Annotated in this window: 24 protein-coding genes and 1 pseudogene; 5 read left to right on the plus strand and 20 right to left on the minus strand. The window is 70.2% G+C overall.

Annotated features, from left to right (window positions below; genetic code table 11):
• Positions 1 to 39: 39 nt before the first annotated feature.
• The 5 genes from ACFVV1_RS34045 to ACFVV1_RS34065 are packed head-to-tail and all read right to left on the minus strand — an operon-like array spanning position 40 to position 5,627.
• Complete coding sequence (locus ACFVV1_RS34045; RefSeq protein ID WP_389997452.1) at positions 40 to 915, minus strand: sugar phosphate isomerase/epimerase family protein; 876 nt, start codon at positions 913 to 915, stop codon at positions 40 to 42.
• Positions 912 to 2,129, minus strand: a complete 1,218-nt coding sequence (locus tag ACFVV1_RS34050; RefSeq protein ID WP_389997454.1) for an ABC transporter substrate-binding protein — start codon at positions 2,127 to 2,129, stop codon at positions 912 to 914. Before ACFVV1_RS34050 ends, ACFVV1_RS34045 begins: the two co-directional genes overlap by 4 nt.
• A complete protein-coding gene (locus ACFVV1_RS34055; protein WP_389997457.1) occupies positions 2,126 to 3,130 on the minus strand; it encodes an ABC transporter permease in 1,005 nt (334 codons plus the stop codon). The genes ACFVV1_RS34050 and ACFVV1_RS34055 overlap by 4 nt, the downstream gene beginning before the upstream one ends.
• Positions 3,127 to 4,143 (minus strand): ABC transporter permease, encoded by a 1,017-nt coding sequence (locus ACFVV1_RS34060; RefSeq protein WP_389997460.1) that lies wholly within the window; start codon positions 4,141 to 4,143, stop codon positions 3,127 to 3,129. The genes ACFVV1_RS34055 and ACFVV1_RS34060 overlap by 4 nt, the downstream gene beginning before the upstream one ends.
• Positions 4,140 to 5,627 carry a sugar ABC transporter ATP-binding protein gene (locus tag ACFVV1_RS34065; RefSeq protein WP_389997463.1) on the minus strand — a complete coding sequence of 496 codons (1,488 nt, stop codon included), beginning with the start codon at positions 5,625 to 5,627 and terminating at the stop codon, positions 4,140 to 4,142. The genes ACFVV1_RS34060 and ACFVV1_RS34065 overlap by 4 nt, the downstream gene beginning before the upstream one ends.
• Positions 5,628 to 5,792: 165 nt before the next feature.
• On the opposite strand from ACFVV1_RS34065, the gene ACFVV1_RS34070 reads away from it, so the two are divergent.
• On the plus strand, positions 5,793 to 6,980 hold the full coding sequence (locus ACFVV1_RS34070; RefSeq protein WP_389997466.1) for an ROK family protein: 1,188 nt from the start codon (positions 5,793 to 5,795) through the stop codon (positions 6,978 to 6,980).
• Positions 6,981 to 7,131: 151 nt separating this feature from the next.
• On the opposite strand, the gene ACFVV1_RS34075 is transcribed toward ACFVV1_RS34070, so the two are convergent.
• Positions 7,132 to 8,463, minus strand: coding sequence for an N-acetylmuramoyl-L-alanine amidase (locus ACFVV1_RS34075; protein ID WP_389997468.1), 1,332 nt, complete (start codon positions 8,461 to 8,463; stop codon positions 7,132 to 7,134).
• Positions 8,464 to 8,847: 384 nt separating this feature from the next.
• On the opposite strand from ACFVV1_RS34075, the gene ACFVV1_RS34080 reads away from it, so the two are divergent.
• A complete protein-coding gene (locus ACFVV1_RS34080; RefSeq protein WP_389997471.1) occupies positions 8,848 to 11,061 on the plus strand; it encodes a germacradienol/geosmin synthase in 2,214 nt (737 codons plus the stop codon).
• On the opposite strand, the pseudogene ACFVV1_RS34085 reads toward ACFVV1_RS34080, so the two are convergent.
• The 8 genes and pseudogenes from ACFVV1_RS34085 to ACFVV1_RS34120 all read right to left on the minus strand — a co-directional run.
• A pseudogene (locus ACFVV1_RS34085) lies at positions 11,037 to 11,333 on the minus strand (glycoside hydrolase family 95-like protein); the annotation flags it as partial. The gene ACFVV1_RS34080 and the pseudogene ACFVV1_RS34085 sit on opposite strands and share 25 nt — an antisense overlap.
• 78 nt (positions 11,334 to 11,411) lie before the next feature.
• Positions 11,412 to 11,912, minus strand: a complete 501-nt coding sequence (locus ACFVV1_RS34090) for a hypothetical protein (protein WP_018550733.1) — start codon at positions 11,910 to 11,912, stop codon at positions 11,412 to 11,414.
• Between the two features lie 127 nt (positions 11,913 to 12,039).
• Positions 12,040 to 12,441, minus strand: coding sequence for an ACT domain-containing protein (locus ACFVV1_RS34095; protein ID WP_389997474.1), 402 nt, complete (start codon positions 12,439 to 12,441; stop codon positions 12,040 to 12,042).
• A gap of 238 nt (positions 12,442 to 12,679) precedes the next feature.
• Positions 12,680 to 12,922: a DUF397 domain-containing protein gene (locus tag ACFVV1_RS34100; RefSeq protein WP_389997477.1), complete on the minus strand. Its 243-nt coding sequence runs from the start codon at positions 12,920 to 12,922 to the stop codon at positions 12,680 to 12,682.
• 102 nt (positions 12,923 to 13,024) lie between these two features.
• Positions 13,025 to 14,191, minus strand: coding sequence for a thiolase domain-containing protein (locus tag ACFVV1_RS34105; RefSeq protein ID WP_389997480.1), 1,167 nt, complete (start codon positions 14,189 to 14,191; stop codon positions 13,025 to 13,027).
• On the minus strand, positions 14,184 to 15,239 hold the full coding sequence (locus ACFVV1_RS34110) for a thiolase domain-containing protein (RefSeq protein ID WP_389997483.1): 1,056 nt from the start codon (positions 15,237 to 15,239) through the stop codon (positions 14,184 to 14,186). The genes ACFVV1_RS34105 and ACFVV1_RS34110 overlap by 8 nt, the downstream gene beginning before the upstream one ends.
• Entirely contained in the window at positions 15,240 to 16,184 is a 945-nt protein-coding gene (locus ACFVV1_RS34115) for a Zn-ribbon domain-containing OB-fold protein (protein ID WP_389997486.1), read from the minus strand.
• A gap of 15 nt (positions 16,185 to 16,199) precedes the next feature.
• The gene (locus tag ACFVV1_RS34120) at positions 16,200 to 17,000 is read right to left on the minus strand and encodes a crotonase/enoyl-CoA hydratase family protein (RefSeq protein ID WP_389997489.1); all 801 of its coding nucleotides are present in this window, start codon (positions 16,998 to 17,000) and stop codon (positions 16,200 to 16,202) included.
• Between the two features lie 167 nt (positions 17,001 to 17,167).
• On the opposite strand from ACFVV1_RS34120, the gene ACFVV1_RS34125 reads away from it, so the two are divergent.
• The 3 genes from ACFVV1_RS34125 (at position 17,168) to ACFVV1_RS34135 (ending at position 21,263) form a co-directional block, all read left to right on the plus strand.
• Positions 17,168 to 18,796, plus strand: coding sequence for an acyl-CoA synthetase (locus ACFVV1_RS34125; protein WP_389997659.1), 1,629 nt, complete (start codon positions 17,168 to 17,170; stop codon positions 18,794 to 18,796).
• Between the two features lie 276 nt (positions 18,797 to 19,072).
• The gene (locus tag ACFVV1_RS34130) at positions 19,073 to 20,140 is read left to right on the plus strand and encodes a nitrous oxide reductase family maturation protein NosD (RefSeq protein ID WP_389997492.1); all 1,068 of its coding nucleotides are present in this window, start codon (positions 19,073 to 19,075) and stop codon (positions 20,138 to 20,140) included.
• A 34-nt stretch (positions 20,141 to 20,174) separates the two neighbouring features.
• The gene (locus tag ACFVV1_RS34135; protein WP_389997495.1) at positions 20,175 to 21,263 is read left to right on the plus strand and encodes a methyltransferase; all 1,089 of its coding nucleotides are present in this window, start codon (positions 20,175 to 20,177) and stop codon (positions 21,261 to 21,263) included.
• A 93-nt stretch (positions 21,264 to 21,356) separates the two neighbouring features.
• Here ACFVV1_RS34135 and ACFVV1_RS34140 read toward each other — a convergent pair whose 3' ends face one another.
• From ACFVV1_RS34140 to ACFVV1_RS34165, 6 genes are all read right to left on the minus strand, one after another.
• Positions 21,357 to 21,689: a TcmI family type II polyketide cyclase gene (locus tag ACFVV1_RS34140; protein WP_389997498.1), complete on the minus strand. Its 333-nt coding sequence runs from the start codon at positions 21,687 to 21,689 to the stop codon at positions 21,357 to 21,359.
• 82 nt (positions 21,690 to 21,771) lie between these two features.
• Complete coding sequence (locus tag ACFVV1_RS34145) at positions 21,772 to 22,251, minus strand: SRPBCC family protein (RefSeq protein ID WP_389997501.1); 480 nt, start codon at positions 22,249 to 22,251, stop codon at positions 21,772 to 21,774.
• Between the two features lies 1 nt (position 22,252).
• Positions 22,253 to 22,510, minus strand: a complete 258-nt coding sequence (locus tag ACFVV1_RS34150; RefSeq protein WP_389997504.1) for an acyl carrier protein — start codon at positions 22,508 to 22,510, stop codon at positions 22,253 to 22,255.
• A gap of 15 nt (positions 22,511 to 22,525) precedes the next feature.
• Positions 22,526 to 23,776 (minus strand): ketosynthase chain-length factor, encoded by a 1,251-nt coding sequence (locus ACFVV1_RS34155; protein WP_389997507.1) that lies wholly within the window; start codon positions 23,774 to 23,776, stop codon positions 22,526 to 22,528.
• Complete coding sequence (locus tag ACFVV1_RS34160; RefSeq protein ID WP_389997509.1) at positions 23,773 to 25,041, minus strand: beta-ketoacyl-[acyl-carrier-protein] synthase family protein; 1,269 nt, start codon at positions 25,039 to 25,041, stop codon at positions 23,773 to 23,775. The genes ACFVV1_RS34155 and ACFVV1_RS34160 overlap by 4 nt, the downstream gene beginning before the upstream one ends.
• On the minus strand, positions 25,038 to 25,508 hold the full coding sequence (locus ACFVV1_RS34165) for a cupin domain-containing protein (protein ID WP_389997512.1): 471 nt from the start codon (positions 25,506 to 25,508) through the stop codon (positions 25,038 to 25,040). The genes ACFVV1_RS34160 and ACFVV1_RS34165 overlap by 4 nt, the downstream gene beginning before the upstream one ends.
• Positions 25,509 to 25,515 lie beyond the last annotated feature (7 nt).

Genomic DNA, 25,515 nt, shown 5'->3' on the forward strand with positions numbered 1-25,515 from the left:
CACGTGCGGGTCCTCTCTGCGGGTCGCGGACGAGCGGGTTCAGGGGGTGGTTTCGAGGGCCCGGCGAAGAAAGGCCAGGCCGTCGGTCGCGAGGGTGTCCTGGGTGCCGGCGAGCGGTCGCCAGACGGAGGCGGCGACTGCGATGGCGTCGTTGTGCGCGGTGAATGATTCGATGCAGAGCGGTCCGTGGTAGCCGCTCGTGGTGAGTGCGGTGAGGAAGCCGGGCCAGTCGAGGGAGTCGGCGCCGGGAGTGCCACGGTCGTTGGCGCACACCTGGACGTGGACGATGCGGCCCGCGGCGCGGCGTACGGCGTCGGGCAGGGAGCGTTCCTCGATGTTCTGGTGGTACACGTCGAGCGCGAGACCGATGGTGTCCTCGGGGAGTCCGGTCAGTGCTTCGAGGGTCTGGTCGACGGTGTTGAGCAGACTCGTCTCGTACCGGTTGAGGGGTTCCACGGCGATGCGCACCCCGTCGGCGTGTGCGTGATCGACGATCGGGGCAAGGTTCTCCCGTAACTCCTCGTAGGCCGCCGCGCGTTCGGTGCGGTTCATCCGCCAGGTGCGGCCGACCGCCGTGTACACGGGCCCGGCGACGGTGGGGGCGTTCAGGGCCCTGGCCGCGTCGACGCAGCGGTGCAGGTAGTCCTGGGTGACCCGGACGGTCTGCGGATCGGCGCGGACCAGGTTGCGCTCGGGCGGCATGACGGCGATCACCGCGGCGGGGGCTAGTCCGGATGCGTTGAGGAGCTTGGTGACGGATGCGGGTGCCCAGTCGCGTTCGTTCTCCAGCGGGATCTCGACGCAGTCGAAACCCCATGCGGACAGGCGCGGCAGAACGTCACCGAGTGCTTCGTACGTCACCGGCGAGTGCCAGATCCACGGATTCGCGCCGAGCGGGAACGCGGCGGCACTCACTTCTTGCCTCCCCACTTCTCCGGGAAGCCCGGGAGGTTCTCGCAGCCGCACATCGCGTAGTGCAGGGGCGGCATGCCGGGCTTGAGGTACTGGTCGAGGGTGTCCTGGGTGACGGTGGGCTGCGGAAGCTTCCACTCCTTCGGGACCTGTTCGCCCTTGAGGATCTTCAGCGCGGCGATGACGGGCGTTCGCCACTGAAAGGTGGGGTACGACGGGGCGATCGCGGTGAGCTTCTTCTCCTTCCACGCCTGGAGGAAGTCCTGCTGGTCCTCGCCGGTGATGGGCGGTACGTCCTTGCCGGCGTCCTCGAAGGCTTCGACGGCGGCGACGGAGGTGGCTCCGGAGTCCATCCAGACGCCGTCGATGTCGCCGTTGCGGGTGATCGCGTCGGTGACGATCGCCTTCGTCCTGGCCGGATCGCCGTCGGTGAACTTCACGTCCACGACGTCGAGTCCGCTCTTGTCGAAGGCGACCTTCGCCGCCGACCAGCGGGTCTCCAGCACATCGACGCCCGGGGAGATCCGCAGGGCGAGGATCTTCCCCTCGGGTTTCACCTTCTCGACGAGGAAGTCCGCGCCGACCGCCCCGTATCCGTAACCGCCGATCGGGTTGATGAAGGTGACGGCGCAGTCCGTCTCGACGCCCCGGTCGAAAACGATCACGGGCACCTTCGCGCAGGCCTGCTCGACGGCGGGGGTGAGGGTGGCCGTGGTGTTCGGCGAGACGATCAGTGCGTCGCAGCCCTGGCCGGTGAGCTCCTGGATGTCGGAGATCTGTTTGTCGTCCTTGCCCTGTGCGTCGAGCACGGTGAAGTCGGTGATCTCCTTGTGGAGTCCGGCCTCGGCCCGCAGGTTCTTGAGTCCGACCTGGCGCCAGGGGTTGAAGACTCCCGCGTTGGAGAAGCAGAGATGGATGCCGTCGGCGCCGTTCTTCTTCCTGTACTGCGTGGTGTCGACGAGCTGTGGCCGGAGCATCTGCTCCCACGGTTTGCCGGCGGGGCCCCGCGGGGTCTCCTCGGCGAGGGCGAGCTGGCGGTCGTACTCCGCCCGGTCGAAGAATTTCGACTGCTTGCCGGTACCGGGGTCGCCCGAGCTGCCGCCTGCTGCGGCCGCGGGCGCGTCGGGAGGTGTGTCGCTCGTGCAGCCTGCGAGCAGGGCCGCGCCGAGCAGGGCGGCGACGGACACGAGGGTGTGCCGGATCTTTCGCGTGCTCATGAGGTTTTCGCTCCCGGGGGCTCGGTGCCGCGGCGGCGCAGCCGGGACCAGTCGGCTGCGCCGAGGGCGACGGCGGCGATGACGATGACGCCTTGTACGGTCGATTCCAGGGCGCCGGAGACGCCCTGGAGGTTGAGCAGGGTGAACAGTGCCTGGAGCGAGAAGGCTCCGGCCATCGCCGCGACGACGGAGCCGCGCCCGCCGCCGAGCACCACGCCGCCCAGGACGACGGCGGTGATCGCCTCGAACTCGTAGCCGCGGCCGGCCTGCGCCGAGACCCCGGAGAAACCGGCGACGAGCACGGCGGCGAGTGCCGCCGCGACGCCGGAGAGGACGAAGGCGATGGTGCGGGCCCGTGCGACCCGGACTCCGGCCAGGGCGGCGGCGCGTTCGCTGTCGCCGGTGGCGAGGAGCGTACGGCCGAACCCGGAACGCATCAGGCGTACGGCGAGGAAGCCCGCGACGACGCAGGCGAGGACGGCCCAGGGCAGCCAGCCGAACGCGGTGCCGCGACCGATCCGGCGGAAGGCCGCGGGCAGCGCGCCGTGCGGGGAACCGCCGGTCCAGAAGAACACGGCGCCTTCGAGGATCAGCATCATGCCGAGCGTGGTAATGAACGACGGCACGCGCAGCAGGGTGGTGATCAGTCCGCTGACGAGGCCGGCGAGGGCTCCGGCGAGCAGCAGGACCGTGCTGACGAGCAGCCAGGGCGCGTCCGGGAACGAGCCGTACAGTTCGGCGGCGACGACTACACCGGCGGTGACGATCGCTCCGACGGACAGGTCGAACTCGCCGCAGACGATGACCAGGTACTGGCCCGCGGCGAGGATGACGAGGGGGGCGGCGCGCTTGACGAAGGCGAGGAAGCGGTCGGGTTCGTAGAAGCCCGGGTCGGTGAGGGCGAGTGCGGCGAGGAGCACCGCGAGCAGGATGTAGACGGGTGTGCCGGTGGTGAGGGCGCGTACGGCACGGCGGGCTGCGGGCGCCTGTGCGGTGGTCATGCGGTCCTCTCCTGCGAGGTGCGGCGGCCTCGCGCGTAGAGGGCGACGGCCGCGATGATGACGACGCCACGGACGACGTTCTTGAAGAACGGGTCGACGGCGAGCTGGTTGAAGACGCTGTCGAGTACGGCGAGGACGAGGATGCCGCCGAGGGTGCCCGCCACTCCCCCGCGGCCCCCGGCGAGCGCGGTGCCGCCGAGCACGACGGCGGCGATGGACTCCAGGTCGTAGCGGGCTTCCGTGCCTGCCCAGGGCGCTCCGGCGCCGAGCCGGGCGGCGAGGAAGAGGGCCGCGGCGCCGACACAGAGTGAGCACAGGATGTGCGCGGTGATGACGGTGCGCCGGGTCCGGACCCCGGAGAGCCGGGCGACGTGTTCGTCACCGCCCGTCGCGTACATGTGGTGGCCGAGACGGGTGCGGCGGGTGATCAGCCAGAGGGCGGCGGCGAGGGCGAGGAGCAGGAAGAGGGAGACGGGGACGGGACCGATCCGGTCGTAGCCGAGGTGCTGGAAGGAGGCGGGGACCTTGCCCGCCGGGCCGGTGTAGTTGTCCTCGATCCAGCCGCGCAGGATGAAGGCGGTGCCGAGGGTCGCGATGAACGCGTTGACCTTGAGGCCGGTGACGATCAGTCCGTTGGCCAGTCCGACGGCGGCGCAGAGCGCGAGGACGGCGAGGACGGCGACGAGGACGCTGCCGCTCTCCATCGTTTCCGCGGCGACGAGGGTACCCAGGCTGATGAGGTAGGCGACGGACAGGTCGAGTGATCCGGTGAGGATGACGGCGGACTGACCGACGGCGACGAGGCCGAGGGCGACGCAGTTCTGCAGGATCGTCACCACGTTGGTGACGGTGAGGAAGTCCCCGCCGCGGGCCGCGACGACGATCCAGCCGAGAACGGTGACGGCGAGCGCGGCCAGCCACACTCCGGCCACGGGGCCGGCGGGGCGCAGCCGGGCGGTCCGCCGCGGGCCGGTGCGGGGCCGGGTCTTCAGGTCGGGCCGGAGTGCGGTCATGCGGCTCCCTCCCGGGTACGGTCGCCGCCGGTGGCGATGCGCATGATGGCCTCTTCCGAGGCGCCGGCGGGAAGTTCGCCGGCGAGGCGGCCTTCGGACATGACGAGGATGCGGTCGCTCATGCCGATCAACTCGGGCAGTTCGGAGGAGATGATCAGTACGGCGAGGCCCTCGTGGGCCAGTTCCCGTACGAGGGTGTGGATGGCCGCCTTGGCGCCGACGTCGACGCCGCGGGTCGGTTCGTCGAAGAGGAGGACCCGGGGGCGGGCGGCGAGCCATTTGGCGATGACGACCTTCTGCTGATTGCCGCCGGACAGGTACTGGACCTGCTGGTTCCCGCCAGGCGCCCGCAGGCGTACGCGTTCCAGGAGCGCGCTCACGTCGCGGTCGGCGGGCGGTCCGCCGCGGGCGGGCACGGCCCGGGTCACGAGCAGCGCGTTGTCGGTCACGGACTGGCGCAGGGCGAGGCCCTCGGCCTTGCGGTCCTCGGTGACCAGGGCGATTCCGGCCCGGACGGCGTCCCGGGGGCGGGTCGGGCGCAGCGGTGTTCCGTCGACGGTCATGGTGCCCGTGGTGAAGGGCTCGGCACCGAAGAGTGCCCGGGCGAGGGAGGTGCGGCCGGAGCCCTGGAGGCCTGCGAGGCCGACGATTTCGCCCGCACGCAGGGTCAGATCGATGCCGGAGATCCGGGCGTTGCCGCCGCGGCTCACGGTGAGCCGCACCGCGCCGGCCTCGCCGGGACGGGCCCGGGGCGGGTAGTAGGCGCCGAGTTCCCGTCCGACCATGGCGCGTACGACCGTGTCGGCGTCGGTGTCGCGGGTGGTGAGGGTGGCGACGCGGCGGCCGTCCTTGAGGACGGTGATGCGCTGCGAGAGTGCGAAGACCTCGCGGAGCCGGTGCGAGATGTAGAGAATGCCGAGCCCACGAGCGGTCAGACGGCGTACCAGGGAAGCGAGTTGTGTCACCTCGTGGTCGGCGAGTGCGGCGGTGGGTTCGTCCATCACCAGGATCCGGACGTCGGAGGCGAGGGCCTTGACGATCTCCACGGTCTGCCGGCGTGCCACGGACAGCTCGTGGACGGGGGTCCGTGGGGTGATGCCGGTCTCGTCCATCTCGGCGAGGAGTTCGGCGGTGCGCCGTTCCATGGCGCGCCGGTCGACGAGTCCGTACCGGGTCGGTTCGCGGCCGAGGAAGACGTTCTCGGCGACGGTGCGGTGCGGGAGCAGCGCCAACTCCTGGTGGACGATACCGATCCCGGCGGCCTGGGCCTGCGCCGGGTGGCTGAAGGAGTACGCGGTGCCGTCGATGGTGAGGCTCCCCGCGTCGGGTACGTGCTCGCCCGCGAGGATCTTCATCAGTGTTGACTTTCCCGCGCCGTTCTCCCCCACCAGGGCATGCACTTCTCCGGCTTCGAGATCGAGCCCCACCTCGTGGAGCACACGCACCCCGAGAAAGCTTTTGGACACACCGTGCATCGTCAGCATCGACTGGCTCCTCGCTCAGCGGTCTGCAGAGCAGAGTCGTGACATGCCTTAGGACTGTCAAGGGCTCAAGCACCTTTGTTTTCAGGTGACTTGGCACGGACTTAGGTCGAGGGCCGAACACTTGATGCCTTGTGAGCAGCGGAAGTCGTCCTTAGGGTGGCTGTCATGTCTTCGCCGTCGGATCGCACATCCGCTGCCGCCTCGCACTCGCCGGGCAAGGTGCTCGCGCTGATCAGTTCGGGTGCGGTGGCGACCCGTGCCGACATCGCCCGGATCACCGGGATGGCCCGTTCGACGGTCTCCCAGCGGGTGGACGCGCTGATCGCGCACGGCCTGGTGGACGAGGACGCCGACGGCGGTTCCACCGGTGGCCGCCCGCCGCGCCGGCTGGCGCTGCGCACCCGTGAACACGCGGTGGCCGGGGTGGATCTGGGAGCCTCGCACTGCAGAGTGGTGCTGATGGACATCGGCGGCGCCACCCTGGCGGTGCAGGAGGAACCGCTGTCCATCGGCGACGGCCCGGACTCCGTTCTGCGGCACGTGGAGCGGACGGTGCGCACCCTGCTCAAGGAGGCGCACCGGGAGCCGGAGACGCTGCGGTCCATCGGTGTCGGGGTACCTGGCCCGGTGGAGTTCTCCACCGGCCGCCCTGTCGATCCGCCGATCATGCCGGGCTGGCACCAGTATCCGATCCCGGAGTTCTTCGCCGCCCGGTTCGGGGTGCGGGCCCTGGTCGACAACGATGTGAACGTGATGGCGCTGGCCGAGCAGCGCCGCGCCTTCCCGGACTGCCGCTACCTGTTGTACATCAAGGTCGGCACGGGGATCGGCTGTGGCATCGTCGCCGACGGGCAACTGCACAGGGGGGCGCAGGGATGTGCGGGCGACATCGGCCATATCCGGGTCGCGGACCTCCACGATCCGTGCCGGTGCGGCAATTCGGGGTGCCTGGAGGCCGTGGCGGGCGGTGCGTCACTGGCGGCGAAACTGGTCGGGCTGGGGCTGCACGCGGCATCGGGAAGTGATGTGGTGCGGCTGGTGCAGTCCGGGAACCGGGACGCCGTACGGATGGTGCGGGAGGCGGGCCGGGCGGTCGGCGAGGTCCTTGCCGGGCTGGTGAACTTCTTCAACCCGGACACGGTGGTGATGGGGGGCGCACTGGCGGCCGTCCACGACCAGCTGCTCGCGGGGGTACGGGAGGCGGTCTATCGACGCTCACATCCGCTGGCCACGCAACTGCTGCGGATCGAGCCGAGCCGTACGGGCGAGAACGCGGCCGCGGTGGGGGCGGGCATCCTCGCGATCGAACACGCGCTCTCTCCCGCACAGGTGAACCGGCAGGTGGCGGGCTGAAGGTCGCGGGCCGGCAGGTGGGGCTTAAGGTCGTGGGCCGTCAGGTGGCGGGCCGACGGGGCCCGGACGAACCCGGGCCGTGACCGGACGGTCAAGTGCCCCTCCGTGCACGGATGCCGCACACAGAGGGGCACAGGGCACACCCGCGGTCTCAGTGCGCGCGCACGATGTCCACGTCGGACGCCTTCACGAAGGCGACCCGGTGGCCGATCTGCACCGTCACGTACTTCTCCTTGCCTTGGAAGTACGCGTGGTCGAGCGGGTACGAGGCGTCGATCGTCGGGGCGTAGAAGAAGCCCGTGGGTGCCTCACCGCCGCCGGGGTAGGACTGACCGGCCTTGATCGTGTACTGCAGTGGCGAGCCCACCCGCCGGTCCGCGAAGTCCGCGGGGTACTCGGACTTCTCCGGGTATGCCACCCCGTACACCGGCACCTCCGTACGGCCGGCCTTCGGCTCGACCACGTAGCCGGAGGTGGGCGTGGTGGTCCTGGTCTTGGCCGGGGTCTGGAACCAGGCCTTCTGGCCGTACCACCAGATCGCCGTCCAGCCGGGGGCGTGGTCCGCGACGACGGCCTGCTGGGTCGCGCTGATCTTGCTGCCCCAGTCGGCGGCGCAGTTCGTGCCGGGCTTGCCGTCGGTGTGCAGGCCGGGGTCGGAGAAGAGCGGCGCGTCGGTGGACGGCGCGGTGTGCAGCGGGACGGCGCTGGAGCCCTGGACCGGCAGGTCGACGCCCTTCTCGCAGTCGCGGAAGGCCTGCTTGTTCTGCTTGAAGTCCGGGCTGACGGTGATGAGTTCGCTGCTCTTCGGTGCGCTCGGCACGGTGGGCTTTCCGAGCAGCTTCATGAAGTGGTTCCAGTCCCAGTACGTGCCCGGGTCCCAGTGCATGTTCTTGGTGCCCGCGGCGCTGGTGGGCGGCACACCGTCGTGGCCGATGATGTGCTGACGGTCGAGCGGGATGTCGTACTTGGCGGCGAGGTAGCGCACCAGCTTGGCGGTCGAGCGGTACATCTCGGGGGTGTACCACTTGGCGCCCTCGACGGCGACGCCCTCCTGCTCGATGCCGATGGAGTGGCTGTTGACGTACCAGTTGCCTGCCTGCCAGGCGACGTCCTTGCCCTTGACCATCTGCGTGACATGGCCGTCGCCCGAGCGCACCACATAGTGGGCCGAGGTCTGTTTCAGCGGGTTCTGGAAGATCTTCAGGGTGGTGTCGAAGTCTTCCTCGGTGTCGTGCAGAACAATGAATCTGATCTTGTTGGTGTGCGGCCGGTCCGAGGTGTCGTAGTTCCCGTACGTCTCCTTGTCGGCCGGGTCACCCGTCTGCTGGTAGGCCGCCGGTACCCAGTCGCATTCGAGGCCGCGCGGGCATTCCGGCCGCACCCCGTCCGCACCGGCCTGCGCCGCGGGACTGAGCAGTGCCATGCTCAGTGCGCCGACCGTGGTCAGCGCGAGTGCGAGTCCGGTCCTCTGCTTGGACGTCATGACAACCCTTCTTGGAGCCGTGCGTGATGGAGCCGTGCGTGATCCGATCTCACTGTTCCGCTGTGCGCGCACACTCTCTGACCTGAGGTGATGGCGCGTCAAGGGTTCGGTGGGGGCCGTGCGTCGAGTCAGTGGACCAGACCATTGGCAGGGTGTCTGACCTGCGGCCGGAAAGAAGCAACCGGTCGTTGGCGGCGCCTCGTTACCCGGGTTTTGCGAGTGGCCGGCCGACCGGCGGCACGCGGTGGCAGGCCACGAACGGGCGCACTTTTTGTGTGACTAATTGTGGATGTGCGTGCCCCGAACGGCCGAAGGGTAGTGCTCGCGCGGACACCACCGGTCCGTGCGGCGTACGCACGGAGATCTCTGAAAGGCCGGACGCACATGGCTCAGCCCTTCGCCCTGCCGGACTTCTACGTTCCGTATCCGGCGCGGCTCAATGCCCATGTCGAGGAGGCGCGAGCGCACACCAGGGAGTGGGCGCGCAGCATAGGGATGCTGGAGGGTTCGGGCATCTGGGAGGAGAAGGACCTCGACTCCCACGACTACGCGCTGCTGTGCGCGTACACCCACCCCGACTGCTCGTCCGAGGCGCTCTCACTGGTCACCGACTGGTATGTGTGGGTCTTCTTCTTCGACGACCACTTCCTGGAGCTGTTCAAGCGCACCCCCGACCGTGAGGGCGGGAAGCGGTATCTGGACCGGTTGCCGGCGTTCATGCCGATGGACCGCGGGGCCCGGATGCCGGAGCCGACGAATCCGGTCGAGGCGGGGCTGGCCGATCTGTGGACGCGGACGGTGCCGGACATGTCCGACGCCTGGCGGGTCCGGTTCGCCGAGTCGACGAAGAACCTGCTCGACGAGTCGTTGTGGGAGCTCGCCAACATCAACGAGGGGCGCATCGCGAACCCCGTCGAGTACATCGAGATGCGCCGCAAGGTGGGCGGTGCCCCGTGGTCGGCGGGTCTCGTGGAGTACGCGGCGGGCGCGGAGGTCCCCGAGTCGGTGGCCGAGGAGCGTGCGCTGCGGGTGCTGCGGGACGCCTTCTCCGACGGCGTCCATCTGCGCAATGATCTCTTCTCGTACCAGCGGGAGGTCGAGGACGAGGGTGAGAACAGCAATGGTGTGCTGGTCCTTGAGCACTTTCTCGGCTGCTCCACGCAGGAGGCCGCCGACGCGGTGAACGATCTGCTGACGTCGCGGCTGCAGCAGTTCGAGAACACTGCGCTCACCGAACTCGGTCCGCTCTGCGCCGAGAAGGGGCTCGACCCGGCGGACACCGCGGCGGTTCTGGCGTACGTCAAGGGGTTGCAGGACTGGCAGTCGGGCGGTCATGAGTGGCACATGCGTTCCAGCCGCTACATGAACGACGGCGGGGCCGGTGAGACCGCCCTCGGTTTCGGTATGGCGGCGGCCTCGATCCGGCTGACCCCCCGCTCGGAGTCGGCCCGGCTGCGCAGCCACACCCATGTGCCGTACCAGCATGTCGGCCCGTCCCTGCTGCCCGATTTCGAGCTGCCCTTCGGTACGACGCTCAGTCCGCATCTGGACGGGGCGCGGGTGCGGATCGTCGACTGGGCTCGTCGCACGGGAATCCTGGAGGCGCAGCCGGGAGTGCCGGGTTCGCACATCTGGGACGAGGAGCGGCTGATCGCGACCGACCTGCCGCTGTGCGCGGCGGGACTGCACCCGGACGCGACACCGGCTGAGCTGGATCTGTCCTCGCAGTGGCTGACCTGGGGGACGTACGGTGACGACTGGTTCCCGGTGGTGCACGGGCGGGCCCGTGACCTGGCGGGGGCCAAGCTCGCCAATGAACGTCTGTCGCTGTTCATGCCTCTGGACGGGTCCGGGACGCCCGAGCCGGTCAACGCGCTGGAGCGGGGGCTGGCGGATCTCTGGGCGAAGACCTCGGCGCCGATGGACGCGAGCGGGCGCCGCGCCTTCCGGACGGCGATCGAGGAGATGACCGCGAGCTGGGTGTGGGAGCTGGCGAACCAGGTGCAGAACCGCATTCCGGACCCGGTGGACTACGTCGAGATGCGGCGCAGGACCTTCGGCTCCGACCTCACGATGAGTCTGTGCCGGCTGGGCCACGGCAGGAGGGTGCCGGAGGAGATCTACCACAGCGGTCCGCTGCGCTCGCTGGAGAACGCGGCGTCGGACTACGCGTGCCTGCTCAACGATCTGTTCTCGTACCAGAAGGAGATCGAGTACGAGGGTGAGGTGCACAACGGTGTCCTGGTCGTGCAGAACTTCTTCGGGGTGGACTATCCGACCGGGGTGGCGATCGTGCACGATCTGATGAAATCGCGGCTGCGGCAGTTCCTGTACGTTGCCGAGCAGGAACTCCCGGTGCTGTACGACGACTTCGGGCTGGACGCGGAGGCGCGGGAGATCCTGGCCGGGTATGTGCTGGAGCTCAAGCACTGGATGGCGGGCATCCTGATCTGGCACCGGGACTGCCGGCGCTACCGCGAGCAGGATCTGCGGCGGGGCACCGGCACCCCGTGGCACCTCAGCGGTCCCACGGGGCTCGGCGTCTCGGCGGCGCGGGTGACCGCGCTGTTCGCTCAGCCGTCGGCGACCAGCGTGTAGCGCCCGCCCGCACGTGCCTTGAAGACCTTCTCGCTGCTCGCGAACAGCGTGCTGCGGACGGTCGCTTCGCGGCTGAGGCTCGCCGTGATCACCACACGGCGGGCCTGCCCCGCGGCCCATTCGATGTCGACGGTGAAGCCGCCCCGGGCGCGCAGCCCGCGTACCGATCCGTCCGGCCGGCTCGCCGGGAGGGCCGGGAGGATCTCGACGGCGTCGTGCCGGCTCTGCAGCAGCATCTCGGCGATGCCCGAGGTGGCGCCGAAGTTGCCGTCATGCCCTGCGCCGAACCGGGGGTTCGGGCAGGTGCCCCGCGGCCGCCCCATGCGTATGGGCGGCCGGCGAAGAGGGTTTCAGCCCTGCTGGAACAGCTCGGCGGGCAGGGGCTTCAGCAGGGTGTACAGATCATCGGTGATCGGCCGGTCCCAGCTGGCGATGGTCACGAGCACGCCGTCGCTGCGGTCGAACTGGACGCAGGAGATCCGGCTCTCGGAGAGCTTGACGCGGCGGACGATCAGCAGGTTGTCGCCCTGCATCACGGGCATGTCCTCGGTGCCGGTGACCTCGACCGGTTCGTCGTTCTCCAGCGCGAGCAGCAGCTGGGCGACCTCGAACGGGACCTGCCCCTCCTCGGTCTCGCGGGCGGGCGAGCCCTCCGGGAGATTCCCGATGATCATCGCGGGGCCGCGGCCGCCGAACAGGTCGTAGCGCAGAAAGACGCCCTGACAGCTCCCGTCGGGCGCGGGCAGCAGACCGGCGCCGAGATTTCCGGGCCAGTCTCCCGGGTCCATGGCCAGGACGTCGAAGTCGGGGCCCGCGGGTGTGGCGGCGCTACGGCGGCGGAGGAAGGACATGCAGACATGTTACGTGTCCGGGCTCACGTTGCGGAGCCGGGTCCGCGCAGGCGGGGGCGCCCGCGGGTCCGCCGGCCGGGCTCCGGCGGGCCCCAGGGCCCGGCTGAGGCGGCGCCGCGGCGCCGCCTCAGGCCGATTCGGCGGCCAGGGTTTCCAGCACGTCGACGGCCTCGGCCGCCCGGTCGTACGGGACGAAAAGATGGTCGTGGTGGAAGCCTGCCACCACATTGCAGCTCAGCCCCACGTCGGCGAGCGCCAGGGACACGGCAGCGGTGAGGCCGACCGCGTCCAGGGACGAGTGGACACGGAGCGTGATCCAGCCCGCGGGGTATTCGTGCGCCAGTCCCGCCTCGTCGGCCTCCGCCTCCGGCAGGACCAGGGTCACGCCCTCGGGTTCGGTGACCGTGACGACCGGAGTGACCCAGGTGGGCACGGCGTCTCCCGGCACGGTCGTGAAGACGTAGCGGCCGGGGTTCAGTTCCGGCCGCATACCGCTCAGCAGGGTTCGAAGGTCGCGCTCGCCCATCATGATCACCACGCTACTGGGTGCGGTGCCGCTCGTGGTGGCGGGCGCCCCTGGCGCGGTTGCCGCACGACAGTACGCACTACTGCCGACGGGGGTGTTCCTTGAACGCGTTCCCTTCCGCCGTGCCGCCGAAGCCGCAGCCGGCCCCTGTCCGCGGGGCCGGGCTCACCCGGGCGGACGCCGTACGCGAAGAGCGCCCGGCCGGCGGCGTGCAGCGACCGTACGGCTTCTCTTGCGACGCTCAGGTGAGGTCGAATTCGCCGTCGCGGGCGTTCACCACGAAGGCCCGCCATTCGGCCGGGGTGAAGATCAGCGGGGGGCTGCCGGGTTTGCCGGCGTTGCGCATCGCGATGAATCCCTCGACGAAGGCGATCTGGACATCGCCCGCGCCCTGACTGCCCGACCGCCAGTCCGCGTTGCTGAGATCCAGGTCCGGCTCGTCCCAGCCCGCGAAGGGCTGTCGGGTCGTGGTGCTCTCCGCCACGTCGGCTCCTCCCACTTGTCGTCCCGGGCCGAATCGTAGCCACCCCGGGCGGCCCGGGACAGGCCGCGTGACGGACTCCCTCCGGTCCGCGACGGCCTGCGGTCAGCCGGTGGGAGGCTCGGCTCCGACCAGCCACATGGAGAAGAACTGCGCCCCGCCGCCGTAGGCGTGGCCGAGCGCTTTTCGCGCCCCCGCCACCTGGTGCTCGCCCGCCTGTCCCCGGACCTGCAGCGCGGCCTCGGCGAAGCGGATCATGCCGGAGGCGCCGATGGGATTGGTGGAGAGCACCCCGCCCGAGGGGTTCACCGGCAGGTCGCCGTCGAGTTCGGTGACGCCGGATTCGGTGAGCTTCCAGCCCTCGCCCTCCTCGGCGAAGCCCAGGTTCTCCAGCCACATGGGCTCGTACCAGGAGAACGGCACGTACATCTCGACGGCGTCGATCTCCCGTCGTGGGTCGCTGATCCCCGCCTGCCGGTACACATCGGCGGCGCAGTCCTTGCCCGCCCGCGGCGAGACGAAGTCCTTGCCGGCGAAGAGTGTGGGTTCGCTGCGCATGGCGCCGCCGTGCACCCAGGCGGGCGGGTGCGGTGAACGGTCCGCTCCGGCACGGTCGGTGAGGATCATGGCGCAGGCCCCGTCGGAGGACGGGCAGGTTTCCGAGTAGCGGATGGGGTCCCAGAGCATCGGGGCGGACTGGACCTTCTCCAGGGTGATGTCCGGGTCCTGGATGTGCGCGTACGGATTTCTGAGCGCGTTGCGCCGGTCCTTGTACGCGACGAGCGAGCCGATCGTGTCGGGCGCCCCGGTGCGGCGCATGTACGCGCGGACGTGCGGGGCGAAGAAGCCGCCCGCTCCGGCCAGCAGCGGCTGCTGGAACGGGATGGGCAGCGAGAGGCCCCACATGGCGTTGGACTCGGACTGCTTCTCGAAGGCGAGCGTGAGGACGGTGCGGTGCACCCGTGCGGAGACCAGGTTGGCGGCGACGAGTGCGGTGGAGCCGCCGACCGAGCCCGCGGTGTGCACCCGGAGCATCGGCTTGCCGACCGCGCCGAGGGCGTCCGCGAGGTAGAGCTCCGGCATCATCAGGCCCTCGAAGAAGTCGGGAGCCTTGCCGATGACGACGGCGTCGATGTCCGCCCAGGTCAGTCCGGCGTCCTCCAGCGCGCGGACGGCGGCCTCGCGGACGAGTCCGGCGAGGGAGACGTCCCGGCGGGCGGAGACGTGTTTCGTCTGGCCGATGCCGACGACCGCCACGGGCTCCTCAGACATGAGCGCTCTCCCCTTCGAGTACGGCGACCAGGTTCTGCTGCAGACAGGGCCCGGAGGTGGCGTGGGCGAGCGCCCGGTCGGACTCGCCGCGGTGGATGCGGGCGGCGGCCTCGCCGAGGCGGATCAGCCCCGCGGCCATGACGGGGTTGGCGGCGAGCGCACCGCCGGACGGGTTGATGACGGTGACGCTGTCGTCGAGCCGGAGCGCCTTGCGCAGCACCACCTCCTGGGAGGTGAACGGCGCGTGCAACTCCGCGGTGTCCACGGGCCGTTCGAAGGCCCCGGCGCGGGTTGCGGCGAGCCGGGTGGAGGGTGATTCGGTCAGCTCGCGGACGCCGAGGCTATGGGCCTCGATGCGGTGGTCGATCCCGCGGATCCAGGCAGGGCGGGCGCACAGGGCCCGTGCGGTGTCGTCGGCGGCGAGGAGCACGGCAGCCGCGCCGTCGCCGACCGGCGGGCAGTCACCGGTGCGCAGCGGCTGTACGACGTACTCACCGGCCGGGACCGGGCCGGCGAGCTGGGCGTGCGGGTTGTTCACGGCGGCGGCGCGGCTGCGGGTGGCGATCGCGGCGAGGGCGGCCTCGTCGGTGTCGCCGGCGTCGATCAGCGCCTGCGCCTGGAGCGCGGCGAGGGCGACGGAGTCCGGCCAGAGCGGGCCGACGTAGTACGGGTCGAGCTGGCGGGTGAGCACGTCGCGCACCGCACCGGGCGAGGACTTTCCGTACGAGTAGACGAGGGCGGTGTCGGCCTGGCCCGTCCGGATCTTCACCCAGGCCTCGTACAGCGCCCAGGCGCCGTCCATCTCCACATGGGACTCGGAGATCGGCGGGTACGCGCCGACGCCGTCGAGCGCCATGGTGAAGGAGAAGGCGCGGCCCGCGAGGTAGTCGCTGGAGCCGGAGCAGGTGAAGCCGATGTCACTCGCCCGCAGACCGGTCGCGTCGAGGACCTGGTGGAGGACGGGCATCAGCATCTCGACTTCGGAGAGTTCGTCGGTGCGCCTGCGGTGGTCCGTCTGCGCGAAGGCGACGATCGCCACGTCTCGCATCTACAGCAACTCCTTGTACGCGTCGTAGTCGGCGTCCGGTTCGCCGGTCGGCCGGTAGTGATCGGGGTGCCGTCCGCCCTCGGTCCAGACGGGTTCGACCCGCAGGCCCATGCGCACCTGGTCGTACGGGAGTCCGCCGATCCGCGCGTGCAGTGCGAGGTCGGCGCCGTCGAGGGCGATGTGCGCGTAGACGTAAGGGACTTCGATGTCGAGGTTCTTCGCCTTGATGTTGACGATGCAGTACGTCGTCACCGTGCCCCGCGGGCCGACCTCGACCTGTTCGGCGGTGGCGACCCCGCAGGTGGGGCAGGCACCGCGGGGCGGCACGTACACCTTGGTGCAGGACGGGCAGCGCTCCCCGACGACCCGCCGCTCGGAGAGTGCGCCGAGGTAGGCGCTCTGGGCGCGGCCGGGAGTGTACCGGTAGTCGAGGCGGGCGGGGGTGACGATGCCGGTGACGGGATCGCCGAACTCGCCGCTGTGCGGGACGGATCGACCTGTCTCGCCGTCGTCGTACGGCTCGAAGCAGGCGATGTCCGTGATGGCGCCGGCCCGTTCGGGGGCCCAGCGGATCCGTACCCGCATGCCGGTGCGGACGGATTCCGGGCCGGGCGCGTCCAGGGCGTGCAGCAGGGCGGTGTCGGCGCCGTCGAGCCGGACGAGGACCCAGGCGAAGGGGGTGTCGAGGGGCTGGCCGCGGCGCGGGGCGGGGTTCCAGGCCCAGGTGGTGACGGTGCCGGTGGCGGCGACCTCGGTCAGCTCGCGGATCTCCTGTGCGGTGACGGGGTCGTACTCGACGGGCGGGACGAGGACCTTTCCGTCGACGGTCCGGACGCCGAGGACGGTGCGTGCGCGCAGTCCGGTGAGGAAGGCGCTCTGGACCGGTCCGAGGGAACGGGTGAAGGGGAATTCGACCACCAGCGGTGCGCTGAGGATGTCGGGCACGGTTGCCTCCTTGGCTCAGGCGCGCCGGTAGACGGGCGGGCGCTTCTCGGCGAAGGCGCGGGCGCCTTCCTTGGCGTCGTCGGTGGCGAAGATCGGCCGGCCGCGTTTCAGCTCCGCGGCGAGCCCCTCGGTCTCGGTCAGCTCGGCCGTCTCGTACACGGAGGCCTTGACGGCTTCGACGGCGAGCGGTCCGCAGGCGTTGATCCGCTCGGCGACTTCGAGGGCCTGCTCCAGGGCGGTGCCGTCGGGGACGACCCGGCCGATCAGCCCGATGCCGGCGGCCTCCTCGGCGCTGTACGGGCGTCCGGTGAGGAGCATTTCGAGCGCGTGGGTACGGGCGATCTGGCGCGGCAGCCGTACCGTCGACCCGCCGATGGGGAAGAGGCCGCGCTTGACCTCGAAGAGCCCGAAGGTGGCGCCCGCCCCGGCGATCCGGATGTCGGTGCCCTGGAGGATCTCCGTGCCGCCCGCGACGCAGTGGCCCTCGACGGCAGCGATGACCGGTTTGCGGGGGCGGTGGTGGCGCAGCATCGCCTTCCAGTGCAGATCGGGGTCGGCGGTCATCCGATCGCGGTACTGCTCGCCCTCCATCCCCTTGCCCGCCAGGGCTTTGAGGTCCATACCGGCGCAGAAACAGCCGCCGGCGCCGGTGAGGACGATCGAGCGGACCCCGTCGTCCTCGTCCGCGGCCAGCCAGCCGTCGTACAGCCCGACCAGCATCGGCAGCGAGAGGGCGTTCTTCGCCTCCGGCCTGTTCAAGGTGAGCACCAGCGTGGCGCCCTCGCGCCGCACGGTGAGGTGTTCCGTACCACCCATTGCCTGCCTCCCGTCTCAAGACCTAGAACAGGTTGCAGTAGGAGAGGGTCCAGTTCAATAGTTTTCTGACAGTCAGTCAGATTTCTTCGGCGGCCCCTCTTCCCACTTGCGCCTCCCGGCGCTCTAATGACCGCCGGGCCAGTCAGCATCCGGGGTCAGGAGGAATGGTGGAGTACAACCTTGCCGACCTGTTCGAGTCGGTCGTCGACGCGGTCCCGGAACGCGAGGCGCTCGTCTACCTCGACCATCCCGGTACGGGTGCGGAGCGCCGGCTGACGTACGCGGAGCTGGACGCGGCGGCCAACCGCGTCGCGCACCATCTGATCGAGGCGGGCATCGCTCCCGGCGAGCACCTCGGGCTGCACCTCTACAACGGGGTCGAGTATCTCCAGACGGTGCTGGCCTGCCTCAAGGCCCGCATCGTTCCGGTGAACGTCAACTACCGCTATGTGGAAGAGGAGTTGGCCTATCTCTACCGGGACTCGGATCTCGTGGCGCTGGTCTTCGACGCCGAGTTCGACGTCCGGGTCGCGGCCGCCGCGCCGAAGGCCCCGACGCTCCGTCACCTGGTCCGGGTGGGGGCGCCGGTGACGGGTGTACGCGGTCCGGGTGCCGTGGCGTTCACGGACGCCGAGGCGGCCGGGAGCCCGGAGCGCGGCTTCCCGCCGCGTTCGGCCGACGACCAGTTCATCATCTACACCGGTGGCACCACCGGAATGCCCAAGGGTGTGATGTGGCGTCAGGAGGACCTCTTCTTCTCCGGCCTCGGCGGCGGTGCGCCGACCGGTGATCCGGTGAAGACCCCGCAGGAGCTGGCCGAGCGGGTGGCCGCCGGTGGTGACGGGATCACCTTCTTCCCCACTCCCCCGCTGATGCACGGCACTTCGACGCTCACCGCGTTCATCGGGTTCAACTTCGGGCAACGGGTCGTCGTCCACCGCAAGTTCGTGCCGGAGGAGGTCCTCCGTACGATCGAGAAGGAGAAGGTCACCAGCGTGTCCCTGGTGGGCGACGCGATGCTGCGGCCGTTGATCGACGCGCTGGAGGGGCCACTGAAGGGCACCGACTGTTCGTCGCTGTTCTCCGTCTCCAGCTCGGGTGCGATCATGTCGGACTCGGTGCGCGCGGAGTTCCAGGCGCTGGTGCCGACGGTGATGCTGCTGAACAACTTCGGCTCGTCGGAGTCGGGGTTCAACGGTACGGCGACGGCCGACTCGGGTCCGGAGAAGGGCTTCCGGCTTCAGGTCAACTCCCGTACGGCGGTGGTCGATCCGGTGACGTACGAGCCCGTGGCTCCGGGCGAGCCCGGGCGGATCGCCCAGCGCGGCCACGTACCGCTCGGGTACTACAACGACCCGCAAAAGACCGCGGAGACGTTCTTCCGCAGGGACGGTCAGCGCTGGGTGCTGCTCGGCGACATGGCGACCGTCGACGCGGACGGCATCGTCACGGTCCTGGGCCGGGGCTCGCAGTGCATCAACACCGGGGGCGAGAAGGTGTATCCCGAGGAGGTCGAGGAGGCGCTGAAGGCCCATCCGGATGTGTACGACGCGCTGGTCGCCGGGGTGCCGGACGAGCGGTGGGGAAACCATGTCGCGGCGGTGGTGCAGCTGCGCGAGGGGGCGGCCGAGCCCTCGCTGGACGACGTCCAGGCGCACTGCAGGACGCGTCTGGCCGGCTACAAGATCCCCCGCCGGCTGGTGATCACCGGGCAGATCCAGCGCTCACCGAGCGGCAAGGCCGACTACCGGTGGGCCCGCTCGGTCGTCGCACCCCGGCGCACGCCCGAGGGCTGAGGACGCGAGCCCGAGCAGAGGGGCACCACGGGCCCGAGGACGAAGAGGCACCCGAACGGCGGCCGGACGGGATCCCCGAGGAACACCCGAACGGCGGCCCGACCGTTAATCCTCGCAAGAGCCGTGACAGCGCCGGTCCGGATCACCCGGGTGCATCGCTGCGCGTCCACCCCCTGCGCCACGCGACGTGCCCAGGCGTAAGCCATTCGGGAACGCCTGGTACCCGTCAGCTCACCCTATGTGGCAAAGGGGGGAAAACGCCCATAGCTTCGGCTCATGAGGAAACGACACATCAAGATCCTTGTCCCGGTCGCGGTAGTCTCCGCCGCTGGAATCGGCGCGGCAATGCCCTCCGCATCAGCCACGAGCGCCCATGTGGTGCGGCCCGGCCAGTCGATCCAGAAGGCGGTGGACGCCGCTCGGGCGGGTGACACCGTCGTCGTCATGCCCGGCACGTACCGGGAGACCGTCCTGATCACCAAGCCGAACCTCACCCTGCGCGGCTACGGCGACCGGACCGTCATCCGGCCGGCGGCGAAGAACCCGCGCTCCGTCGACGCCTGTGCGAAGACCGGCAGCGGAGTCTGCGTCCTGGGCCGGGCGGGCCGGACCGTCGACGGCGTGAGCGTCGACTCGCTGACCGTCTCCGGCTTCAAGAAGAACGGCGTCTGGGCCTCCCGGACGGACCGGCTGTCCGTGCGGCGGGTGATCGCCGAGCACAACGGCGTCTGGGGCATCGCCCAGGAGCGCTCGACCCGTGGTGTGTTCACGGGCAACACCGCCCGCGCCAACGGCGACGCCGGCATCTTCGTCGCGAACACGGTCGACGAGGAGGGCGGCGCCACCGACACCCGGGGCACCGAGCTCCAGGACAACACGCTCTCGGACAACCGAATCGGCTTCACCGCCAGGCGCGTCAGGAACCTGTCGGTCCACGACAACACCTTCACCGCCAACTGCAGCGGTGTGTTCGTCGTGGGCGACGAGGGCAGGCCGCAGGCCGGAGCCATGACGATCCGGTCCAATCAGATCAACAACAACAACAAGTTCTGCGCCAAGACCGAACGGCTGCCCGCCATCCAGGGTTCCGGCATCGTGCTCACCGGCGCCGCGGACACCCGGGTGCGCTCGAACACGATCAGCAACAACGTGGGCGCCACGCCGCTCTCGGGCGGCGTCGTGCTGTTCAAGAGCTTCGTGGGCACGAAGAACACCGGCCACACCATCAGCGGCAATGTCGTGCTCGGCAACAAGCCGGCCGACCTGGCCAACGGGGACACCGGCAAGGGCAACACGTTCACCGCCAACGTCTGCACGAAGTCCACACCGGCCGGGATGTGCTGATCGGCGCACCCCGCACGAGGAGAAGCGATACAGCATGACCACTGTGAGTCCCACTCCCGCATCCACTTCCGCATCGACCCACGTCCACGTCGCCGTCCCGCACCCCGTCACGCCCCCTCAGCCGGCCATGCAGCTGCGCGAGATCGTGTTCGGGGCGGCCCGCGCCGCCGCGGTGCGCGCCGCGGCCCGGCTGGGCGTCGCCGACGCACTGGGCGAGACACCCGCCACCGCGCAGGAGCTCGCCGCGCTGGTGAAGGCCGAGCCGGTGCCACTGCGCCGGCTGCTGCGTGCCCTGTCCTGCTACGGGATCTTCACCGAGACCCCGGACGGGTACTTCGCCCATACCGAGATGTCCCGCCTGCTGCGCGAGGACGACCCGAACAGCCTGCGCTCCATCTCGCTGTGGTGCACCGAGCCCTGGACCTGGGATGTCTGGCCGCGCCTCGACGACGCGGTGCGTACCGGCCGGAGCGTCTTCGCGGAGGTCCACGGCAAGGGCTTCTTCGACTACCTCCACCAGGATGCCCACGAGTCGGCCCAGATCTTCAACCGGGCCATGACGACCTCCAGCATGCAGTCCGCGCTGGACGTCGCCGAACTCCTCGACCTCACCGGGGTGTCCGCGGTCGCCGACATCGGCGGCGGCCAGGGGCACGTACTGGCGAGCCTGCTGGAGAAGCACCCGTCGCTCCACGGCACCCTGATGGACCTGCCCGGTGTGGTGGCGCGGGCCGATGCCCGGCTGCGGGACGAGGGGCCGCTCGTCGACCGGACCCGGATCGTGGCCGGGGACTGCCGCGAGGCCATCCCGGTCGAGGCCGATCTCTACATCATCAAGAACATCCTGGAGTGGGACGACGACAGCACGCGCCGGACACTGCGCAATGTCGTCGCCGCGGCCCGCCCGGGAGCCAGGGTCGTCGTCATCGAGAACCTCGTCGACGACACTCCCTCGATGCGGTTCACCACCGCGATGGACCTGCTGCTGCTCCTCAATGTCGGCGGCGCGAAGCACACGAGGGAGAGCCTGGTCGCCCGGATCTCGGACGCCGGACTGCTGATCGGCGACGTCGTGCCGGTCAACACGTACCTCCACGCCTTCGAATGCGTGGTCCCGGGCTGATTCCCCGTCCCCCGGGAGCAATGGAAGCCCCCGAGGGAGACGAAAATCGCCCCGGGTCCGGCCGACTGGCCGGACCCGGGGCGATTTTCCGTCTCAAGCGGTGGTGCCGCGCTCCCACCGGTAGAACTCGTGGGCCATGGCGTCCTTGGGGCTGCGCCAGGTCTCCGGGTCGTACGCGCTCACGTATGCGGTGAGCTTGTCGCTGATGTCCTTGAACGCCGGGTGCTCCGTCACCTTGGCGATCTCGGGGCCCGGCGGGCGTTCCGATTCGATCAGGTGGAGGTAGACGTCGCCGAACTGGAACAGCTTGCGCCTGGTGACGCCGACGAGGTGCGGCAGTTCGGTGCTGTCGGAGGCCGCGAACAGCTCGGCGATGTCCGGCGCCGAACCCGGCGCCATCCGGGCGACGATCAGAGCGTGGTGCATCGTGGGATGCCTTTCTGGTTCCCGGCCCGGCACCCCGCCGTCCGGCGGGGTGCCGGGCCCTGTGGGGCGGGCGGACGGCGGGTCAGCTGGCCGATACCGAGGCGGTACGGCGCTCGCGGGCGCGCTGCTCGATCTTGTCCCGGATGAGCTCCATCTGGACCTTGGAGTTGCGGTTGATGTTGTCGGTCATCCACGCGTCGTCGACGGGTGCGTCGGGCCGCATCGCGAATTCCTGGGTCCAGCGCATCTTCGTACCGCCGGGGACCTCGGAGTACTCCCACCGGATGTTCATGTGCTGGAACGGGCCCGGCTCGACCCGGCGGGCGCGGACCGTGCGGCCGGCGCGGTCGACGGTCCGCTCGGAGACCCAGCTCCACACCTTGTCGTTCTCGTCGGGGTGCATGGTCAGGCGGAACTTCGTCCTGTCGCCGTCCCGTTCGATGACTTCGACCGCGGCGTACTCGCTGAACAGCCGCGGCCAGTTCTCCAGATCGTTGGTCACGTCCCAGACGAGGTCCAGGGGGGCGGCGATGGTGATCTCGTTCTCGGTGCGTCCAGGCACGTCAGGCTCCTTGCATGAGGGTGTTGTTGACGAGGTCCAGGAATTCCTGGGGGGTTTTGCAGCGGTCGGCGTCGGTCGGCAGCGGTCGGCCGTGCCGGTTCTCCAGCACGCCCACGATGCCGAGCAGGCCCAGCGAGTCGAGGCCGAACTCGTCGAAAGCGGACCCGGGACGCTTCTCCATGTCGCGCGGGTCCACGGTGAGTCCGGCGCCCTTCTTCATCAGGGCGGCGAGTTCCGCGTAGGTCAGTCGATCGGTCATGAGGACTTCTCCTTCTCACGATTGGGTGTCGGTGGAGCGCCGCAGCACCATCGCCGCGTTCGAGCCCATGAGCCCGCGGCTGAGCACCAGCGCCGTCCGCAGGTCGGCGGGGCGCGCACTGCCGGTGACGACATCGAGGTCATGGCACACCTCGAAGACGTTCGGCGTGGGCGGTATCAGCGCGTTCTCCATGGAAAGCACCGCCGCGGCCGCATCCAGTACCGGCGCCCCGCAGTAGGCGCGCCCGATGCCGGTCTTGGGCGCCGTCACCGGTACCTGCCGGCCGTGCGCGCCGAGTGCGTCGGCGATCGCGAGTGCTTCGGCGCGGTCGGCCGCCGGTACGCCGAGGGCGTCCGCGAAGACGACGTCGATCTCGTCCGGTGCGCAGTCGGCCTCCCGCAGGGCGCCGATGATCGCCTGGGCGAGGCCCTCCCGGGACTCCTCCCATCTGGACGCGCCGGTGAACGTGGCGGCGTGCCCGGCGAGTTCGGCCCGGACACGGGCCCCGCGCCGGCGCGCCGACTGCTCCTCCTCGACCACCAGCATGGCGCCGCCCTCGGCAGGCACGAATCCGCAGGCGTCCGAGGTGAACGGCCGGTAGGCGCGGGCGGGATCGTCGCAGGTGCTCAGGTCCTGGTATCCGAGCTGGCAGACGACCGAGTAGGGCGCCAGCGGTGCCTCGGCCGCACCGACCACCACCGCTTCCGCTCCGCCGCGGATCGAACGGGCGGCGTGCGCCAGCGCGTCCAGGCCGCCCGCCTCGTCGCTGGCCACGACCGCGCACGGCCCCTTGAAACCGCCGCGGATCGAGATCTGGCCGGTGCTGGCGGCGTAGAACCAGGCGATGGACTGGTACGGGCCCACGTAGCTGGATCCCTGTCCCCACAGCCGTTGGAGTTCACGCTGACCGAATTCGCCGCCGCCGGACCCGGCAGCGGTCACCACGCCGACGTCGAACGGTGAGTTCTCGTAGTCGGCGCGGCCCAGCCGGGCGTCGTCCAGTGCGATGTCCGCGGCGGCCATCGCGAAGTGCGTGAACCGGTCGGTCTGGACGATGAAGCGCTCCTCGATCAGCTCGACCGCCTCGAAACCCCGCACCTCGCCCGCGACCCGCAGCGGAAGGTGCTCGCACCCTTCGCGGGTCACCCGGTCGAGGACACTGATCCCTTCGTGCGTCCTCTTCCAGAAGGCCTCGGTGTTGGTTCCGTTGGGGGCGACGACACCGATGCCGGTGACGACGGTGCGCCGGGCTTTTCGGGTTCTCATGGTGTCCTCCCACCTGTTCGCGTCAGGGCCACCGCGGACTGGAAGCCACCGAATCCGCTGCCGACCGAGAGGACGCTTCGCAGCTTCAGGGGACGTGCGGTGCGCGGCACGTAGTCGAGGTCGCACTCCGGGTCCGGGCTCTCGTAGTTCGCGGTCGGCGGCACCGTCTGGTGGACCAGGGCCAGTACGCAGGCCGCGATCTCTATGGCCCCGATCGCCCCCAGCGAGTGACCGACCATGGACTTGATGGAACTCATCGGTACGTCATAGGCGTGCGCGCCCAGTGCCCGCTTCACGGCGGCCGTCTCGTGCCGGTCGTTCTGCTTGGTGCCCGAGCCGTGCGCGTTGACGTAGTCGATCTGCGAGCCGTCCATCCGGGCGTGACCGAGCGCCCGGTTGATCGCCTCGGCCATCTCCAGCCCTTCGGGGGTCAGCCCGGTCATGTGGTAGGCGTTGCCGAAGGTGGCATAGCCCGAGATCTCGCAGTAGACGGTCGCGCCGCGGGCGCGGGCGTGCTCCAGCTCCTCCAGGACGAGCACCGCCCCGCCCTCGCCCATGACGAAGCCGTCGCGGCGGGAGTCGAACGGGCGGGAGGCGTGCTCCGGATCGTCGTTGTTCGCCGAGGTGGCCTTGATCGCGTCGAAGCACGCCACCGTGATCGGGGTGATCGGTGAGTCGGACGCCCCGGCGACGCAGACGTCGACGCGGCCCTCCTCGATGGACTGGAAGGCGTACCCGATCGCGTCCAGGCCGGAGGTGCAGCCCGTGGAGACGGTCTGCACCGGGCCGTGCGCGCCGACCTGTTCGGCCACCGCCGAAGCGAGGGAGCTGGGTGAGAAGGCCCGCTCCAGATGCGGGCCGGCCGGCCTGTGGTCGACGTCCCAGCGGGCGCCGCTGCCGCTGACGGCGACGTAGTCGTGCTCCAGTCGGGTGGTGCCGCCGACCGCGGTGCCCAGCGACACCCCCATGCGCCAGGGGTCCACCTTCTCCGGGTCGAGCCCCGCGTCGCCGAGGGCCTCCCTGGCGGCCACCATCGCGAACTGGACGTACCGGTCGGACCGGGCGACCTGGTCCGCGTCCAGTCCGTGCGCCGCCGGGTCGAAGTCGCACTCGGCGGCGATACGGGACCGGAAGCCGGCCGGGTCGAAGAGCGTGATGCCCCGGGTCGCGGTGCGTCCGTTCGCGAGGAGGTCCCAGAAGGCCGGTGCGCCGATGCCGCCGGGGGCCACGACGCCTACGCCGGTGACCCCCACGCGGCGGGTCATGAGGCGGCCTCCGTTCGTTCCGGCGGTGCGACGCGCCCGGCGGACCGTGTGTGCTCGGCGGACGGGGCGTGCTCGGCGGACTCGGTGTGCTCGGTGTCGACATGGCCGAGTTCCGGGCGCGGGGCGAGCGGGCCGAGGTGGAAGACCATGCGTGCCTCGACGTCGCCGACGTTCCGGAACCGGTGGCGTACATGGGGAGGGATCAGCAGGCCCTGGTCGGGCCGCATCCGGTGCGGTTCACCATCCAGATCCACCTCCAGGAGACCGTTCACGACGTACACGAACTCCTCGGAGTACGGGTGGTAGTGCTCGCCGATGCGGTCGCCGGGCTGAACGATGGCCAGCCCCATGAAGCCGCTGGTGGCTCCCACCGCTGTCGGCGTGAGCATGGCGCGAAGGTCGCCTCCGCGCCTGCGGTTGGGCTGCGTCTCGCTGAGGTCCACGATGCGTGGCCGGTGCATGGTCATGACTGCT

The organism is Streptomyces sp. NPDC058092 (assembly GCF_042884935.1).
In the GTDB taxonomy this organism is placed as follows: domain Bacteria; phylum Actinomycetota; class Actinomycetes; order Streptomycetales; family Streptomycetaceae; genus Streptomyces.